The sequence below is a fragment of the Streptomyces chartreusis genome, assembly GCF_008704715.1.
Taxonomy (GTDB): Bacteria; Actinomycetota; Actinomycetes; order Streptomycetales; family Streptomycetaceae; genus Streptomyces; species Streptomyces chartreusis.
The window spans coordinates 5,844,785-5,862,338 of sequence record NZ_CP023689.1; the positions used below are offsets into that span (position 1 = coordinate 5,844,785).

Consider the following 17,554-nt stretch of genomic DNA (forward strand, 5'->3'; position numbering starts at 1 on the left):
GCCTCGGGCCCTCAGTTGGGTCCCCGGCCCTCCGCGGCTGCCGGTCCTACGGCTGATCGGGCTTGTCGCGGTCCATGCCGAGTTCGCGCTCCATCCTCTGCTGCGCTTCGTCGACCTGGCCCTCGTACTTGTTGCCCGTCCTCTCGTTGACCTTGCGCTCCGCGGTGTCGGACGCTTGCTTCGCCTTGTCCTGTGCCTGGCGGTTCTTGAACCTGTCGAAGATGCCCATCCAGAGCTCCTTCCCGAGGTGATTCACCACCGACGATACGCCCGAGTTGCGAAGTATGCGCGATTGGGTCGGGCCTCCTGAATGCCGCCGTGCGCCGGGTCGCTACCGTGTGCGCGACGGAGTACCGGGGAAAACCGCCTGTGCGGGGCGGATCGCGCGGCAGGGGAGGGGCGCATCGTGACGCGTCTGAAGGGCGGGGCGGCGAGCGCCGCTGCGATGCTCGGCATGGTGCTGGTCCTGGGGGGATGCGAGAACGTCGATCTACCCGTGGACGACGGGGCCTCCGGCGCGGCCCCGGCCCCCGGGTCCGGCCGCGCGGTGAGCCCGCTGGACAACCCCGACGGCACGAAACCGGGCCTTGCGCCGCTCACCTCGGACGCCGACCGGTCCAAGGCCCGGGAGCTGATCGAGAAGGTGGCGACCAAGGGCCGCGGCCCCAAGACGGGCTACGACCGGGACGAGTTCGGCTACGCGTGGATGGACTCGGCGCCGGGCGGCGTCCCGTTCTCCCGCAACGGCTGCGACACCCGCAACGACCTGCTCAAGCGCGACGGCGAGGACGTCCGCAACCGCTCCGGCTCCGACTGTGTCGTGGCCTCGATGACGCTGCACGACCCGTACACGGGCCGGACGATCGAGTGGACCAAGTCCCGGGCCACGACCGTGCAGATCGACCACGTCATGCCGCTGTCGTACGACTGGCAGATGGGCGCCTCCCGCTGGCCGGAGGGCAAGCGCCAGGACATCGCCAACGACCCCCTCAACCTCATACCGGTCGACGGCCCGACCAACAGCTCCAAGGGCGACTCCGGCCCCGCGTCCTGGCTGCCCCCGAACAAGGGCATCCGCTGCTCCTACGCGGTGCGCTTCGCCCAGGTGTCACTGAAGTACGAACTCCCCGTGACCGGCGCCGACAAGGAAACAATGCTGCGTCAGTGCGGTGGCTGAAAACGGGTTTCCGGCGCGGACACCACGCGCCTACGGTTCCGGCATGGAACTGAAGGTGTGGAGCCTGGCGGAACGGCCCGAGATGCTCCAGCGGGTCCTGGCGATGCCGGACACATGGCCGGAGTTCGTCGTCCAGGACCCCGTGGGCAACGCGCACTACGCCCGGATCCCCCGGGAGTTCCCGGAGTACGCGCTGTTCGCGGAGGACGAGCGGGGAGCGGTGGTCGCCCATGCGTTCAGCGTTCCGTTCGCCCTCGATGCCGAGGGCCGCGGCCGGCTGCCCGCCCGGGGCTGGGACGAGGTGCTGGTGTGGGCCTTCGCGGACCTGCGCGGCGGCGTCCGCCCCGACACCGTCAGCGCCATCTCCGTCGTCATCGCCCCGCACGCGCTCGGCGGGGGCCTGTCCGCGCGGATGCTCGGCGCGATGCGGGCCAATGCCCGCGCCCAGGGCTTCGACGAGGTCGTCGCGCCGGTCCGCCCCAACGCCAAGCACCTCGAACCGCGCACCCCCATCGAGGAGTACGCCCGCCGGGTACGCCCCGACGGCCTGCCCCACGACCCGTGGCTGCGCGTCCACGTCCGCGCCGGAGCCACGATCGACTCCATCGCCCCGGCCTCCATGACCGTCGCCGGATCGCTGGAGCAGTGGCGCCGCTGGACCGGGCTGCCCTTCGACGTCCCGGGCGACGTCGAGGTGCCCGGCGCGCTGGTGCCGGTGCGGTGCGAGCCGGAGCGGGGCTACGCGGTGTACGTCGAGCCCAATGTGTGGATGCGGCACCCACTCTGAGCCGCCCGGGGGCGCGCGGAGCCGGAAGCCGAGGCTCCGCGCGACCTGCGCCGTCGCGGGAAGTGATCAGCACGACAACGGTTCGGTACAACCAGTGACCCCATGTCGGTGTCGACCTATACGCTCGAAGCGACAATCACACGACCGAGGTTGTCCCGTACCGGGCAGGGTCGGTCGACCCCGCGCGCCCACCTCAGGCATCAGGAGCAGTCATGCAAGGCCACGGCTATCCGCAGCCGGTGAACCAGCCGCCGCCCACCGGTTGGCTGGTCTTCCTGCGCGTGGTCTTCGTCGTGATGTCGGTGCTGAGCTTCGGCCTGCTGATGTGGGTGATGATGCTGCGCCTGGCGATCGTGACCCGCAGGGCGCTCGACTGGGTCCTGTTCGCGGCTTCGATCGTGGTGGAGTTCCTCGGCCTGTACCTGATGGGCTCCGAGCCGGGCGACGAGATCCACACCGTCGGCGGCTGGACGGGCCTCGCCCTCGTCCTGGGCGGCATGGTGGCCGCGATCGCCTACTACCTCTCCGCGGACATACGCCACTTCCACCAGCTCCGCTTCTCCGGCTACGCCGGGCAGCGGCAGGCGTCCCCCGCCTACGGCTACCCGCAGGCCCAGTCGCCGTACACCGCCACCACGGTGCCGCAGTCGCCGCCGATACCCCAGCGGCCCCTGCCCGGCACCCCGATGTCGCAGACGCCGATGCCGCGCACGCCCGCGCCGCCGCCCACGCCCCCGCAGCGCCCCGCGCCCGCGCGCATCGACCAGGTGCGCGCCGAGCTCGACGAGCTCAGTGACTACCTGCGCAAGCACGACACCCGCCCGGACGGCGACGAGGGCGGACGGTGACCGTGACGACAGGACGTGTCGTCGCCGGCCGTTACGCCCTGTCCGCGCTCATCGGACAGGGCGGCATGGGCCAGGTCTGGACGGCGTACGACCAACGGCTCGACCGGCGCGTGGCGGTGAAGCTGCTGCGCCCCGACAAGGTGGCCGGGCAGGAGGCGGACGAGCTGCGCCGCCGGTTCGTGCGCGAGTGCCGGGTGACCGCGCAGGTCGACCACCCCGGGCTGGTGACGGTGCACGACGCGGGCAGCGAGGGCGAGGAGCTGTTCCTCGTCATGCAGTACGTCGACGGTGCGGACCTCGCCGCGCATCTCGCCGAGCACGACCCGTACCCCTGGCAGTGGGCGGTCGCGATCGCCGCGCAACTGTGCGCCGTACTGAGTGCCGTGCACGCGGTGCCGATCGTCCACCGCGACCTCAAGCCGCGCAACCTGATGGTGAAGCAGGACGGCACGGTCACCGTCCTCGACCTCGGTGTCGCCTCCGTCATGGACGCCGACACCACCCGCCTCACCCACACCGGCACCCCCATCGGCTCGCCGGCCTACATGGCCCCCGAGCAGGCGATGGGGGGCGCGGTCGGCCCCTACACCGACCTGTACGCACTCGGTGTGGTCCTGCACGAACTCCTCAGCGGAGACGTGCCGTTCTCCGGCTCGACGGCGCTCGGCGTACTGCACCGGCACCTGTACGAGCCGCCGCAGCCCGTGCGCCGGACCCGCCCCGAGGTCCCCGAGGCACTCGAAGCCCTGGTCCTGCGCCTGCTCGCGAAGGACCCGCAGCACCGCCCCGCCTCCGCGCAGGAGGTGTACGAGGACCTGGCGCCGCTGCTGCCCGCGCGCGGCGTCCACACCGGAGCGCCGCTCGACCCCACCCGCCCCTTCCTGCGCCCGCACGCCCCCTGGCCGGACCGTGCCAGGACCCCCGCGCCCCAGCCCGCGCCGGCCACCCCCGTCACACCCGCCGACGGGAAGCCGGATGTCGCGCGTGCCGTCGACGAGGTCAAGCGCCTGCTCGGCGAGGGCAGCATCACCCAGGCCGTCGACATCCTCGGCGCGATCCTGCCCACCGCGGCCGAACAGCACGGCGAGCACTCCCCGGTCGTGCGCACCCTGCGCAAGCAGTACGCGGCCACCCTCATGGACGACGGCCAGTACCGGCGCGCGCTGCCCGAACTGCGCCGCCTCGCCGACGAGCGCGCCGCCGAGGCCGGCCAGGCCGACCCGCAGGCCCTGCGCTTCCGCTACGACGTCGCCCAGTGCCTGGAACAGCTCGGCCAGCCGGCCGCCGCGCTCACCGAGTACCGGGCGCTGCTGCCGTACTACGAGAACCAGTACGTCTCCGGCGACCCCGAGCTCGCCCACGACGTCCGCCGCCGCATCGGCCACCTCCTGCTAGCCGTGGGCGACCGCCCCGCCGCCCACGACACCCTGGCCCGCCTGCTGATGGACGTGGAGCGCCTGCACGGACCCGGCCACCCGGTCGCGACGGAGGTACGGCGCACCTTGCAGTGGCTGGGGCAGGTGCGCGGCTAGTCCGGCACCGTATGGCCGGGTCCTCGCACGGGCCGATGCCCGCTCGGCGCGGTGCGGCGGTGCCCGAAGTCCTGGTGAATCGTTGGTCCAATGGGTTGGCCAGAGCTTGCCCACTGCCTACCATCGATCACCGCAAGACTTTGTGCACCGTCGCACAAGCTCTCCTCGGGAGGTCTCCTTGCACCGCCGCCGTCGCACCGCGCTTCTCCTCTCCGCCGCGATCGTCGCGGCACCTCTGCTCACCGCCTGCGGTAACGACGCGCACCCCGGTGCGGCGGCCGTGGTCGGCGGCCAGCGGATCACCGTGTCGCAGCTGGAGAACAGGGTGAGCGAGGTCCGCACGGCGCAGCGTGACGCCGTACCGGACGAGGCCGCCTACGCGCAGGTCATCGCCAAGTCGGGCACCCTCCCGCGCGACGTCCTGCACAACATGGTTCTCGACGAGGTGCTGCACAAGGCCGCCGAGGACGCCGACGTGAGCGTCACCCGCAAGGAGATCCAGCAGATGCGCGCCGACCTGGAGGGCCAGGCCGGCGGCGCCAAGGCGCTGGAGACCGCCTGGCTCCAGCAGTACGGCATCCCGCCGCAGCGCCTCGACGAGAACCTCCGCCTCCAGCTGGAGGCCCAGAAGCTCGCCACCGTCCTCGGCACCGACACCGGCAAGCCGGCCTTCTGGAACGCCCTGGCCGCGGCTTCCAAGGACCTCGACATCGACGTGAACCCGCGCTACGGCACCTGGGACGTCCAGAAGAGCAGCCGCGCGGACGCGAAGACACCGTGGGTGCGCGAGGTGACGGCGGCGGGGGCTCAGCCCGCGATGTGACGACGGCCGCGGCGGCCACCGGAGGGGCGGGGCGTCTCGGCTCCGCCCCCTGTGGACAACTCCGGAACCGTCGCCCGGCCTGTGGATAACCCGGGGTCTTGTGGGTCCCTTGGGTTACGTTCGGATCGTGAACGCAACCAGTCCCGAAACCGCCGCCGCCGGCCGCATCGTCCTGCTCACCACCAGCCACCGCGTCGCCCCCGGCCTGCTGTCCTGGCCCGCGTGGCAGGCGCTGCGCTCCGCCGACCGCGTGCTGTGCGCGGACGGCGCCCATCCGCAGCTGCCGTATCTGCGCGAGGCCGGGATACCGGTCGACGAGGCCGCCCCGACCGCCCAGGAACTGATCGACACGTGCGCCGGCGGCCGCAGCGTCGTGGTCGTGGCGACCGGCGAGGGCGAGCCCGCGCTCACCGACGGCCTCGCCCGCCTGGCCGGCACGGGCCGCGTGACGATGCCGGAACTGGAACTGCTCCCCGCCTCCTACGACCTCCCCGGTGCCCGCCTCCTCGACCTCGTCCAGGTCATGGACCGCATCCGCGTCGAGTGCCCGTGGTCCTCCCAGCAGACCCACAAGGGCCTGGCGAAGTACGGCATTGAGGAGGCCTACGAGCTGGTCGAGGCGATCGAGGACGGCGACCGCGACGAACTCCGCGAGGAACTGGGCGACGTCCTCCTCCAGGTCGTCTTCCACTCCCGGATCGCCGAGGAGGACCCGGAGGCCCCCTTCTCCATCGACGACGTCGCCGGCGGCATCGTCACCAAGCTCATCCACCGCCACCCCCATGTCTTCGGCGACGAGACGGCGACGACCCCCGAGGAGGTCAAGGAGCACTGGCTGCGCACGAAGGCCGAGGAGAAGCGCCGGGAGTCGGTGACGGAGGGCATCCCCCTCGGCCAGCCGGGCCTCGCCCTCGCCGCGAAGCTGGCGTCCAGAGTCCGCACGGCCGGCCTGGACGTACCGCTGCCGACCGGTGACGGCATCGGCTACGAGCTGCTCGCGATGGCCGTCCGCGCGGAGGCGGCCGGAGTGGACCCGGAAGCGGCCCTGCGGGTCGCGGCCCGCGCGTACCGGGACGCGGTACGGGCGGCGGAGGGGGCGCCCTCGTAGCACCGCCGGTGACGTCAGGGCCGAAGCCGACTGCCGCGGGCCGCACCCGTCCCCGCCACCACCCGGCCGCCCCCCTCTCCCCTCCGGATACCGTCAAGGAGTGACCAACCAGCCCCACCCCCGACCCCCCACCCCGAGGCCCCCGAACTCTTCACCTGGGAGTTCGCGACGGACCCCTACCCCGCCTACGCCTGGCTCCGGGAGAACGCCCCCGTGCACCGGACGCGGCTCCCCAGCGGGGTGGAGGCCTGGCTGGTCACCCGGTACGCCGACGCCAAGCAGACGCTCGCCGACAACCGGCTCTCCAAGAACCCGGCCCACCACGACGAGCCCGCGCACGCCAAGGGCAAGACGGGTATCCCGGGGGAGCGCAAGGCCGACCTGATGACGCATCTGCTCAACATCGATCCGCCGGACCACACCAGGCTCCGGCGGCTCGTCTCCAAGGCGTTCACGCCGCGCAGGGTCGCCGAGTTCGAGCCACGGGTGCAGGAGCTCACCGATCAGCTCATCGACCGGTTCGCGGACCGGGGGAGTGCCGACCTCATCCACGACTTCGCCTTCCCCCTCCCCATCTACGCGATCTGCGACCTGCTGGGCGTCCCGCGCGAGGACCAGGACGACTTCCGGGACTGGGCGGGCATGATGATCCGGCACCAGGGCGGCCCGAGGGGCGGGGTCGCGCGGTCCGTGAAGAAGATGCGCGGCTATCTGGCCGATCTGATCCACCGCAAGCGCGAGGCACTTCCGGCCACCCCCGACCCCGGCGAGGACCTCATCTCCGGTCTCATCCGCGCCTCCGACCACGGTGAGCACCTCACCGAGAACGAGGCCGCGGCCATGGCCTTCATCCTGCTGTTCGCCGGCTTCGAGACGACCGTCAACCTCATCGGCAACGGCACCTTCGCCCTGCTCACCCACCCCGAGCAGCGCGCCCGCCTCCAGACCTCCCTGGCCGCCCACGAGACCGCCCTCCTGGAGACCGGCGTCGAGGAACTCCTGCGCTACGACGGCCCGGTCGAGCTCGCCACCTGGCGCTTCGCCACCGAGCCGCTCACCATCGGCGGGCAGGACATCGCGGCCGGCGACCCCGTGCTGGTCGTGCTGGCCGCCGCCGACCGGGACCCGGAGCGGTTCGCCGACCCCGACGTCCTGGACCTCGGCCGCCGCGACAACCAGCACCTCGGCTACGGCCACGGCATCCACTACTGCCTCGGTGCCCCGCTCGCCCGTCTGGAGGGCCAGACCGCGCTCGCCACGCTCCTCACCCGCCTCCCGGATCTCCGACTCGCCGTGGATCCCGAGGAGTTGAGGTGGCGGGGCGGACTCATCATGCGCGGACTGCGTATGCTTCCGGTGGAGTTCACCCCCGTTGGGTGAGTACGTCCCCCTCGGCAAACGTGACACGCACTCATGTCTGTGATCTTCACGTGATCTACGCGGCATTAACTTGTGACAAGTGATCGTCTGCCTATACGTTCACGGATCAACAAGGCGTCCAGGTTTTACGCGCCGTGTTCAGTGCTGCCTCGCGAAAGGTCCCCGCATGCTCTCCGGGAACGGTCGTCACCGTCGCCCCCGTCAGGCTCCGGCTCTCCTCGTCGCGGCCGGAGTCACCGGATCCGCGATCGCCATCCCGCTCCTCGGCGCCACCGGCGCGAGCGCGGCCGACGGAACCGTCTGGGACAAGGTGGCCGAGTGCGAGAGCGGCGGCTCGTGGAGCGCCGACGAAGGCAACGGGCAGTACGGCGGTCTCCAGTTGACCCAGGACGACTGGGAGGCGTACGGCGGCCTCGACTACGCCACCAGCCCCGACCTGGCCAGCCGCTCGCAGCAGATCGCCGTGGCGCAGAAGATCCTCGCGGACCAGGGGACCAAGCCGTGGGGCACGTGCGCGGTGCTCAACGGGCTCACCAAGAAGTCCGGATCGGTCGACCTCGACACCGGGGTGGAGGGCGACTCGCCCTCCGAGGTGTCCGGATCCTCCGGATTGCTCGATTCGTCCAACTCGTCCGGCTCGTCGAATTCATCTGATTCGTCAGAGGGTTCCGACTCCGACGGTTCCTCGGAGGCGTCCACGCCGTCCGGTGATCCCTCGCAGTCGGCGAGCGGCACTCCGGATGATTCGTCCGAATCGCCCGGGAAGTCCTCTTCTTCTCCGTCTTCATCGTCGAAGTCCGACAAGTCCTCGAAGTCCGATGCGTCGCCCGAGGCGACGGCGTCTCAGTCGCCGGAGGGCTCGCCCGCCGAGGCGCCTGAGGCGGACAATCAGGACAACTGGTCACAGGATGCCGGTTCCTGGAGCCTCGTCGACACCGGTTCGGTCGACGGCGAGGCCAAGGGTGCGGTCGAAGAGGTGACGAGCGGCACCGGAAAGCACCGCGGCCCCAGCGCCGAAGAGAGCGGCGCCGGCGAGGCGAGCACCAAGTCCGCCGGGCGCCACGCCTCGTACAAGGTCCGCGAGGGCGACACGCTCGCCTCCATCGCCGACTCCCTTGACCTCGACGGCGGATGGCGCGCGCTGTACCGGGCGAACGAGCAGGCCATCGGTGCCGAAGCTGACCACATCGCTCCCGGTCAGACGCTGGACGTCCCCGTCGAATAACGGGCGAACAGGGCGAAAAACAACGGCAGTTCACGTCACGTTTCGCGTTGAATGTCCGTTTTGAAAGTAGTGAGAGATAGATCTCAGAAGCCCTGATCGTCTTTGTAATTCCGCGAATCGCGTGTCTACGGTCGTGACCGCTCGCCACCAGAGCGGGCCCCTACAGCCGTCACGCCGAATCCTGCCGGCGGCCGTACGGGAACAGTCGTCGCGTCAAGCGCCGTAGGCAGGAGCGGGGGACCCAAGGTTTGCGCCGGGTCCGGCAGTTGAGGTCCTTCGGGGCCGCGCCGCCGGAACCGGCTCGGGGTGAAGTCGCGCAGCGGGAGCCGAAAGGTGCACCTGCGCGGCCGGGCAACTCAACCGGCCCGAACCCGACAGCTCACCTCGTAGGCGTCGGTGAGGGGATCCAACCATGCTGTTTTCCAGCAAGGGCAAGCACCGTCGTCCGTCCAAGGCCGCTCGCGCCATCGCCGTCGTCGGCGTCACCGGTGCCGCCGCCGTCGCCGCCCCGCTGATGGCCGCGGGCAGCGCCTCCGCCGCCACCGCCTCCGAGTGGGACGCCGTCGCCCAGTGCGAGGCCGGCGGCAACTGGTCGATCAACACCGGCAACGGCTACTACGGCGGTCTGCAGTTCTCCGCCTCCACCTGGGCCGCGTACGGCGGCACCCAGTACGCCGCCACCGCCGACCAGGCCACCAAGGCCCAGCAGATCGCGATAGGCGAGAAGGTCCTCGCGGGCCAGGGCAAGGGTGCCTGGCCGAACTGCGGCACCGGCCTGTCGAGCGCCGCGTACAACGGCTCCTCCGCCGGCTCCTCGCAGAGCACCGAGTCCACCACGCGCTCCTCCGAGCAGCAGTCGGCCTCCCGCTCCGCCGACCGCCCGGCCGCCAAGAAGAGCACCAAGACCGTCACCACCCCGACCGGCAAGAAGGTCAAGAAGGGCGACGGCGAGTACAAGGTCGCCAAGGGTGACACCCTCAGCTCGATCGCGGCCGAGCACGACGTCAAGGGCGGCTGGGAGAAGCTCTTCAAGCTGAACAAGGACATCGTCGAGGACGCCAACCTGATCTACCCCGGTCAGCAGCTGCACCTGAAGTAACAGACGGGCGACAGCTGAACCACGGCGCCTTCACATACGTGGACCTCATAGTGAGGGCGTCGTGAGGGTCACCCCCGTCCCCATGCTCCCCGCCTCGGTGCGTCTTCCCCCGTACGCACCGGGGCGGGGTTTTTTGTACCGTGTCTTTGTTCCGTTCGGAAACAATTTACTCTCGGTTCTGTCCACGGGGCGGTCGACCGCTGGTCTGATGCCCGGAGCCGGTTAGGCTCGTCTCGCAGTACCCACCGCGGACTGCGTACCCGCGTCACATCCCATGAAGGAGATGCTCGTGCCGTCCATCGACGTCGTCGTAGCCCGGGAAATCCTGGACTCCCGAGGCAATCCCACGGTCGAGGTCGAGGTCGGCCTCGACGACGGCAGCACGGGTCGTGCCGCCGTTCCGTCCGGCGCCTCGACGGGTGCCTTCGAAGCCATCGAGCTCCGCGACGGTGACCCGAACCGCTACCAGGGCAAGGGTGTCGAGAAGGCCGTCCTCGCCGTCATCGAGCAGATCGGCCCGGAGCTGGTCGGCTACGACGCCACCGAGCAGCGCCTGATCGACCAGGCCATGTTCGACCTGGACGCCACCGACAACAAGGGCTCCCTCGGCGCCAACGCCATCCTCGGCGTCTCCCTCGCCGTGGCCCACGCCGCCTCCGAGGCGTCCGACCTGCCGCTGTTCCGCTACCTCGGTGGCCCGAACGCGCACCTGCTGCCCGTCCCGATGATGAACATCCTCAACGGTGGATCCCACGCGGACTCCAACGTCGACATCCAGGAGTTCATGATCGCCCCGATCGGCGCGGAGTCCTTCTCCGAGGCCCTGCGCTGGGGCACCGAGGTCTACCACACCCTCAAGAAGGTGCTGAAGGGCCGCGGCCTGTCCACCGGCCTCGGCGACGAGGGCGGCTTCGCCCCGAACCTCGGCTCCAACCGCGAGGCCCTCGACCTCATCCTCGAGGCCATCAAGGAAGCCGGCTACGCCCCCGGCGAGCAGATCGCCCTCGCGCTCGACGTCGCCGCCTCCGAGTTCTACAAGGACGGCAAGTACCTCTTCGAGGGCAAGGAGCGCTCCGCCGCCGAGATGACGGAGTACTACGAGGAGCTCGTGGCGGCCTACCCGCTCGTCTCCATCGAGGACCCGCTGTTCGAGGACGACTGGGCGGGCTGGAAGGTCCTCACCGACAAGCTCGGCGACAAGGTCCAGATCGTCGGCGACGACCTGTTCGTCACCAACCCGGAGCGCCTGGCCCGCGGCATCGAGGACGGCGCCGCCAACGCGCTGCTCGTGAAGGTCAACCAGATCGGCTCGCTCACCGAGACCCTGGACGCCGTCGAGCTGGCCCAGCGCAGCGGCTTCAAGTGCATGATGTCGCACCGCTCCGGCGAGACCGAGGACGTCACCATCGCCGACCTGGCCGTCGCCACCAACTGCGGCCAGATCAAGACCGGCGCCCCGGCCCGCTCCGAGCGCGTCGCCAAGTACAACCAGCTGCTGCGCATCGAGGAGATCCTCGACGACGCCGCGGTGTACGCCGGCCGCAGCGCCTTCCCGCGCTTCAAGGGCTGACCCCACCTGGGTAAGGCTTAGCCAGTCGTACGTACGTCCCCGTACTCGGTCCCGTACCGTGTGCGGGGACGTATGCACGTGAAAGGGGAGGCGAGAGCCGATGGCCGTCAAGGACCGGGACCGTTTCTCCACCGCGACCAGGATCCGGTTGCTCGGCGAGCAGACGGCGGCCCGCGTCTACCGCTCCCAGACAAAGCGGCAGGCCCGGCGTTCCCGGCTCACCGGACGGGCCGCGCTGCTCGCGCTGGTGGTCTGCTCCCTGGTCGTGGCGCTGGCCTACCCCATAAGGCAGTACGTCTCCCAGCGTGCCGAGATCGCCGACCTCCAGCGCGAGAAGGAGGAGGCCGCACAGCGCGTCGAGGACCTGCGTGACATCAAGGCACGCTGGCAGGACGACGCGTACGCCGAGCAGCAGATCCGGCAGCGGCTGCACTATGTGATGCCCGGGGAGACCGGCTACATCGTGGTCGACCCGGACGCGGCCAGGAAGTCGCGGACCGACCAGAGCGCGGCCGACCGACCCTGGTACGCGAACATCTGGGACGGTGTCGACAAGGCCGACGCCGCCCGGTGAGATCCGAACCGATAGAAAGACAGGCATGGAAACGCCCCCGCCGCCCACCCCGCGCACCGAGCCCACCGACGCGGATGTCGAGGCCTTCAAGCAGCAGCTCGGCCGTCCTCCGCGCGGGCTGCGCGCGATCGCGCACCGGTGCCCGTGCGGCCAGCCGGACGTGGTCGAGACGGCCCCTCGCCTGCCCGACGGCACGCCCTTCCCGACGCTGTACTACCTGACGTGCCCGAAGGCCTCCTCGGCGATCGGCACGCTGGAGGCGAACGGGGTGATGAAGGAGATGTCGGCGCGGCTGGAGAGCGATCCGGAGCTGGCCGCCGCGTATCGCTCCGCGCACGAGGACTACATCCGGCGGCGGGACGAGATCGAGGAGCTGACCGGGTTCCCGAGCGCGGGCGGGATGCCGGACCGGGTGAAGTGCCTGCACGTGCTGGTCGCGCACTCGCTGGCGGCCGGCCCGGGCGTGAACCCGCTCGGCGACGAGGCGATCGCGATGCTGCCGGAGTGGTGGATGAAGGGACCGTGCGTGGTCGCGGCGGAGTGATCTCGCCCCCCGCCGCCCCTGCCCGTCCCGTCCCGGGGGCTGCGCCCCCGGACCCCCGCATCGGCCTGAACGGCCTCGACCTCAAACGCCGGACAGGCTGAAAGAGCCTCCGTACCTGAAAGGTCCCCTATGACCCGCGTCGCCGCCATCGACTGCGGTACGAACTCCATCCGGCTCCTTGTCGCCGACGTCGATCCGGCCACCGGTGAACTCGTCGATCTGGACCGCCGGATGACCATCGTGCGCCTCGGCCAGGGGGTCGACCGTACGGGGCGGCTGGCGCCGGAGGCGCTGGAGCGCACCTTCGCCGCCTGCCGCGACTACGCGGCGATCATCAAGGAGCACGGCGCCGAGCGGCTGCGCTTCGTCGCCACGTCCGCCTCGCGGGACGCCGAGAACCGGGACGAGTTCGTGCGCGGCGTCATGGACATCCTGGGCGTCGAGCCCGAGGTCGTCACCGGGGACCAGGAGGCGGAGTTCTCCTTCACCGGCGCGACCAGGGAGCTGACCGGGCGGACGGATCTGCACCGGCCCTATCTGGTCGTCGACATCGGCGGCGGCTCGACCGAGTTCGTCGTCGGCGAGGAACACGTCCGCGCGGCGCGCTCCGTGGACGTCGGCTGTGTGCGGATGACCGAGCGGCACCTGGTGCGCGACGGCGCGGTCTCCGACCCGCCCTCCGCCGAACAGGTCGCCGCGATACGGGCCGACATCGAGGCTGCCCTCGACCTCGCCGAGGAGACGGTGCCGCTGCGCGAGGCGAAGACGCTGGTGGGACTGGCCGGTTCGGTCACCACGGTGTCGGCGATCGCGCAGGACCTGCCCGAGTACGACTCCGCGCGCATCCACCACTCCCGGGTCACCCTCGACCGGGTCCGTGAGATCACCGACCGGCTGGTGCGCTCCACCCACGCCGAGCGCGCGGCCGTGCCCTCCATGCACCCGGGCCGGGTCGACGTCATCGCGGCCGGCGCGCTGGTGCTGCTGGCGATCATGGAGCGGACCGGCGCCGAGGAGGTCGTCGTCAGCGAGCACGACATCCTCGACGGCATCGCCTTCAAGGTCGCGGAAGAGGCCGCCGGCAACGGCCACTGATCCGCGCCGCGACACCGAACGGCCCCGGTGCCCTTCCTGCGGGAGGGAACCGGGGCCGTCGTGCGAGCCCGAGCGGGCCGACGTCAGTTGCAGAGGATGACGATGAGGCCGCTGCACCCGTCGTCGTCTCCGCCGTAACCGTGACTCGCCTGTGCGAGGGTGGCCTTGGAGGAATGGACGGGCGTCATGGCCGAGGCGGACGCCGCCGTGAGGGCGCCCGTCGCCATGGCGATGCCGAGGGCAACGCCGACCGAGACTATTCGCTTGCCGGCCCGCTTGGGGGCCTTCCGTGAAGTGATCATGGCTGCACGCTATGTGCCCTTCTGATCATTTTCGCGCGGAGAGTGGCTGGACGGGTGACGGTGCCTCAGATCGCAGGTACGGGGTGGTTCGTGTCTCGTTTTGCTACCTGCCGGTAGCCATCGAGTGAGCGGTACGGCTAGCGTGTGAGCGCTTTCGAGGGGGCTTCCGAGCCCCTTGGAGCCCTCCCGGAGCGGCCCGCCCGAGAATGTTCGTGAAGTTCTTCACAAGGAATTCGGCCCTGTCGGAGCATGTCCAGGTGCCGGTTGACCCTTCCGAGGGGTGAACAGGCCCTTGAACATGTTCAGATGCCTCGTGTAAGGAGGCTTCGGGGGTCCTTCGGCGGAGGCTGCCAGGTGCCCCTCACAGAGGGCCCGTTGCGACAGAGAGGCAGCTCACGCGGCATTGACAACGGGTCGTACCGCACGCCGGTTCCCGCAAGTGACCATGACCTGTGTCACGCGGGCCGGGGATAGTAGCACAGGGTGTGGAAGAGCTTGTGAAGGGGCGCACGAGCGACCCCCCTGAGGCGGGTGGATACTCGATGGCATGAGCACCACGGAGCGTCCCAGGATCCTCGTAGTAGGCGGTGGGTACGTAGGCCTGTACGCAGCTCGGCGCATCCTCAAGAAGATGCGCTACGGAGAGGCGACCGTCACGGTCGTCGACCCCCGGTCGTACATGACCTACCAGCCCTTCCTCCCCGAAACCGCCGCCGGCAGCATCTCCCCGCGCCACGTCGTCGTCCCGCTGCGACGCGTGCTGCCCAAGGCGGAGGTCCTCACCGGCCGGGTCACCACCATCGATCAGGACCGCAAGGTCGCCACGATCGCCCCGCTGGTCGGCGAGGCGTACGAGCTGCCCTTCGACTACCTGGTCATCGCGATGGGCGCGGTCTCCCGCACCTTCCCGATCCCCGGCCTCGCCGAGCAGGGCATCGGCATGAAGGGCATCGAGGAGGCCATCGGCCTGCGCAACCACGTCCTCGAGCAGCTGGACAAGGCCGACTCCACCACCGACGAGGAGATCCGCCGCAAGGCGCTCACCTTCGTCTTCATCGGCGGCGGCTTCGCCGGCGCCGAGACCATCGGTGAGGTCGAGGACATGGCCCGCGACGCGGCCAAGTACTACACCAGCGTCTCCCGCGAGGACATGCGGTTCGTCCTCGTCGACGCCGCCGACAAGATCCTTCCCGAGGTCGGTCCCAAGCTCGGCCAGTACGGCAAGGAGCACCTGGAGGCCCGTGGCGTCGAGGTCTACCTCTCGACCTCCATGGACTCCTGCGTCGACGGCCACGTCGTGCTGAAGAACGGCCTCGAGGTCGACTCCAACACCATCGTGTGGACGGCCGGCGTCAAGCCGAACCCGGCGCTCTCCCGCTTCGGCCTGCCCCTCGGCCCGCGCGGTCACGTCGACTGCGAGCCGACCCTCCAGGTCGCGGGCACCGACTACATCTGGGCCGCCGGCGACAACGCCCAGGTCCCGGACCTCGTCGGCCGCAAGGCCGGCAACCCCAACGCCTGGTGCCCGCCGAACGCCCAGCACGCGCTGCGTCAGGCCAAGGTCCTCGGCGACAACGTGATCTCCGGCATGCGGGGCTTCCCGCAGAAGGACTACTCGCACGCCAACAAGGGCGCGGTGGCGGGCCTCGGCCTCCACAAGGGCGTGGCGATGATCGTCATGGGCAAGATGAAGATCAAGCTCAAGGGCCGTCTCGCCTGGTACATGCACCGTGGCTACCACGGCATGGCGATGCCGACCTTCAACCGCAAGATCCGCGTCTTCGCCGACTGGACCCTCGGCATGTTCCTCAAGCGCGAGGTCGTCGCCCTCGGTGCCCTGGAGACTCCCCGCGAGGAGTTCTACGAGGCCGCCAAGCCGGCGCCGGTCGCCGCCGCGAGCGCTGCCGACAAGGGCGAGAAGGCCAAGGCCTCCTGAACCCCTCCGGCTGACCTCCCGAGGTGGCCGAACCGACCGAAGGACCTCCCGCCATCCGTGGTGCGGGAGGTCCTTCGGCGTTCCCGGGCACGACCGCCGCGCGGGCCGACCGGGTGGCTCCTGCACCTGTTTTGCCCAGCCGTAACGCGCGTGGGGGACTGTCAACGGGCCCCTCAGGTGTTTACGTGGTGTCGGGTATTCCGGGATCCGTTATCACGGAGGTGTGTGCCATGGCAGACGCCGCGGTGCGGCTGAAGAGTCTTCTCGAACAGTTGCTGGGGGTTCCGCTCCCGGTGCGCATCCGCGCCTGGGACGGTTCGCAGGCGGGTCCGCCGGGCGCGCCGACCCTCGTCGTACGCAACCGCCGTGCCGTGCGGCGGCTGTTGTTCAAGCCGGGTGAGCTGGGGCTCGCCCGGGCCTGGGTCGCCGGGGACCTGGAGATCGAGGGGGATCTGTACGCCGCCCTCGACCTGCTCGCGGGGCTCGTGTGGGAGCGGGGCGAGGACGCCCGGAGCCTGGCTCAGGCGCTTCGGGACCCCGAGGTGCGCGCCGCGGTCCGCGGGCTCGTCCGGCTCGGCGGAGTACCGCTGCCGCCCGCGCCGCCGCCCGAGGAGGTGCGCCGGCCGGGCCATCTGCACACCAAGCGCACCGACAAGCGCGCCATCAGCCACCACTACGACGTCGGCAACGACTTCTACGAGATCGTCCTCGGCCCGTCCATGGTGTACTCCTGCGCCTACTGGCCCGCCCCGGACAGCACCCTGGAGACAGCCCAGCGCGACAAGCTCGACCTCGTCTGCCGCAAGCTCGGCCTGAAGCCCGGCATGCGGCTGCTCGACGTCGGCTGCGGCTGGGGCTCCATGGCGATGCACGCCGCCCGCGAGTACGGCGTGAGCGTCGTCGGCATCACCCTCTCCCAGGAGCAGGCCGCCTACGCCCGCAAGCGCGTCGCCGACGAGGGGCTCACCGACCGGGTGGAGATCCGCGTCCAGGACTACCGGGAGGTCGGCGACGGGCCCTACGACGCCATCTCCTCCATCGGCATGGCCGAGCACGTCGGCGCCGAGCGGTACCTGGAGTACGCCGATGTGCTGCACCGGCTGCTCAAGCCCGGCGGGCGGCTGCTCAACCACCAGATCGCCCGGCGCCCGCAGCGCGACGAATCGTCGTACGAGGTCGACGATTTCATCGACGCCTATGTGTTCCCCGACGGCGAGCTCCAGCCCGTCGGAGTCACCGTCGCCCAGTTGGAGCGCGCCGGTTTCGAGGTGCGCGACGTCGAGTCGATCCGGGAGCACTACGCCCTGACGCTGCGCCGCTGGGTGGCCAACCTGGAGGCCGACTGGGCGCGCGCGGTCAGGCTCAGCGGCTTCGGGCGCGCCCGCGTGTGGCGGCTGTACATGGCCGCCTCGGCGCTGGCCTTCGAGCGCAACCGCATCGGCGTCAACCAGGTGCTGGCGGTGCGAACCCCCGAATCCGGCGACTCCGGGATGGCGCTGCGCGCCCGCGAGTGGGGCGAATCCGAGGGCCGTTGAGCCGGACGCAAGCCGAAGG

17 protein-coding genes and 1 riboswitch are annotated in these 17,554 nt (G+C 70.5%); of the genes, 15 read left to right on the forward strand and 2 right to left on the reverse strand.

Annotation, left to right across the window (positions count from 1 at the left end):
* Positions 1 to 46: 46 nt before the first annotated feature.
* A complete protein-coding gene (locus tag CP983_RS25665; protein ID WP_107905802.1) occupies positions 47 to 229 on the reverse strand; it encodes an antitoxin in 183 nt (60 codons plus the stop codon).
* A gap of 177 nt (positions 230 to 406) precedes the next feature.
* Here CP983_RS25665 and CP983_RS25670 point away from each other — a divergent pair, with 177 nt between their 5' ends.
* From CP983_RS25670 to CP983_RS25730, 13 genes are all read left to right on the forward strand, one after another.
* Entirely contained in the window at positions 407 to 1,177 is a 771-nt protein-coding gene (locus tag CP983_RS25670) for an HNH endonuclease family protein (protein ID WP_229914765.1), read from the forward strand.
* A 43-nt stretch (positions 1,178 to 1,220) separates the two neighbouring features.
* Positions 1,221 to 1,964 (forward strand): N-acetyltransferase, encoded by a 744-nt coding sequence (locus CP983_RS25675; protein ID WP_150502088.1) that lies wholly within the window; start codon positions 1,221 to 1,223, stop codon positions 1,962 to 1,964.
* 212 nt (positions 1,965 to 2,176) lie between these two features.
* Positions 2,177 to 2,812, forward strand: coding sequence for a hypothetical protein (locus CP983_RS25680; RefSeq protein ID WP_107905801.1), 636 nt, complete (start codon positions 2,177 to 2,179; stop codon positions 2,810 to 2,812).
* A 38-nt stretch (positions 2,813 to 2,850) separates the two neighbouring features.
* Positions 2,851 to 4,344, forward strand: coding sequence for a serine/threonine-protein kinase (locus CP983_RS25685; protein ID WP_284677519.1), 1,494 nt, complete (start codon positions 2,851 to 2,853; stop codon positions 4,342 to 4,344).
* A gap of 178 nt (positions 4,345 to 4,522) precedes the next feature.
* Positions 4,523 to 5,167, forward strand: a complete 645-nt coding sequence (locus tag CP983_RS25690) for a SurA N-terminal domain-containing protein (RefSeq protein WP_125530032.1) — start codon at positions 4,523 to 4,525, stop codon at positions 5,165 to 5,167.
* A gap of 127 nt (positions 5,168 to 5,294) precedes the next feature.
* A complete protein-coding gene (locus CP983_RS25695; RefSeq protein WP_150502092.1) occupies positions 5,295 to 6,275 on the forward strand; it encodes a nucleoside triphosphate pyrophosphohydrolase in 981 nt (326 codons plus the stop codon).
* A gap of 87 nt (positions 6,276 to 6,362) precedes the next feature.
* A complete protein-coding gene (locus tag CP983_RS25700; protein ID WP_150502094.1) occupies positions 6,363 to 7,655 on the forward strand; it encodes a cytochrome P450 family protein in 1,293 nt (430 codons plus the stop codon).
* Positions 7,656 to 7,821: 166 nt separating this feature from the next.
* Positions 7,822 to 8,880: a transglycosylase family protein gene (locus tag CP983_RS25705; RefSeq protein ID WP_150502096.1), complete on the forward strand. Its 1,059-nt coding sequence runs from the start codon at positions 7,822 to 7,824 to the stop codon at positions 8,878 to 8,880.
* Between the two features lie 208 nt (positions 8,881 to 9,088).
* Positions 9,089 to 9,288, forward strand: a riboswitch (cyclic di-AMP (ydaO/yuaA leader).
* Between the two features lie 4 nt (positions 9,289 to 9,292).
* Positions 9,293 to 9,979, forward strand: a complete 687-nt coding sequence (locus CP983_RS25710) for a transglycosylase family protein (protein ID WP_030949760.1) — start codon at positions 9,293 to 9,295, stop codon at positions 9,977 to 9,979.
* A 283-nt stretch (positions 9,980 to 10,262) separates the two neighbouring features.
* A complete protein-coding gene (gene eno, locus CP983_RS25715; protein ID WP_030949762.1) occupies positions 10,263 to 11,549 on the forward strand; it encodes a phosphopyruvate hydratase in 1,287 nt (428 codons plus the stop codon).
* 100 nt (positions 11,550 to 11,649) lie between these two features.
* Positions 11,650 to 12,123, forward strand: a complete 474-nt coding sequence (locus CP983_RS25720; RefSeq protein ID WP_107905795.1) for an FtsB family cell division protein — start codon at positions 11,650 to 11,652, stop codon at positions 12,121 to 12,123.
* Between the two features lie 25 nt (positions 12,124 to 12,148).
* Complete coding sequence (locus CP983_RS25725) at positions 12,149 to 12,667, forward strand: DUF501 domain-containing protein (protein ID WP_107905794.1); 519 nt, start codon at positions 12,149 to 12,151, stop codon at positions 12,665 to 12,667.
* A gap of 129 nt (positions 12,668 to 12,796) precedes the next feature.
* Positions 12,797 to 13,762 (forward strand): Ppx/GppA phosphatase family protein, encoded by a 966-nt coding sequence (locus CP983_RS25730; RefSeq protein ID WP_150502098.1) that lies wholly within the window; start codon positions 12,797 to 12,799, stop codon positions 13,760 to 13,762.
* An 83-nt stretch (positions 13,763 to 13,845) separates the two neighbouring features.
* Here the strand turns inward: CP983_RS25730 and CP983_RS25735 are convergent, their stop codons facing one another.
* Positions 13,846 to 14,064 (reverse strand): hypothetical protein, encoded by a 219-nt coding sequence (locus CP983_RS25735; RefSeq protein ID WP_107905792.1) that lies wholly within the window; start codon positions 14,062 to 14,064, stop codon positions 13,846 to 13,848.
* A gap of 547 nt (positions 14,065 to 14,611) precedes the next feature.
* On the opposite strand from CP983_RS25735, the gene CP983_RS25740 reads away from it, so the two are divergent.
* Positions 14,612 to 16,000, forward strand: a complete 1,389-nt coding sequence (locus tag CP983_RS25740; protein WP_125528599.1) for an NAD(P)/FAD-dependent oxidoreductase — start codon at positions 14,612 to 14,614, stop codon at positions 15,998 to 16,000.
* Positions 16,001 to 16,230: 230 nt separating this feature from the next.
* A complete protein-coding gene (locus tag CP983_RS25745) occupies positions 16,231 to 17,535 on the forward strand; it encodes an SAM-dependent methyltransferase (RefSeq protein ID WP_125528600.1) in 1,305 nt (434 codons plus the stop codon).
* The last annotated feature ends 19 nt before the right edge of the window (positions 17,536 to 17,554 follow it).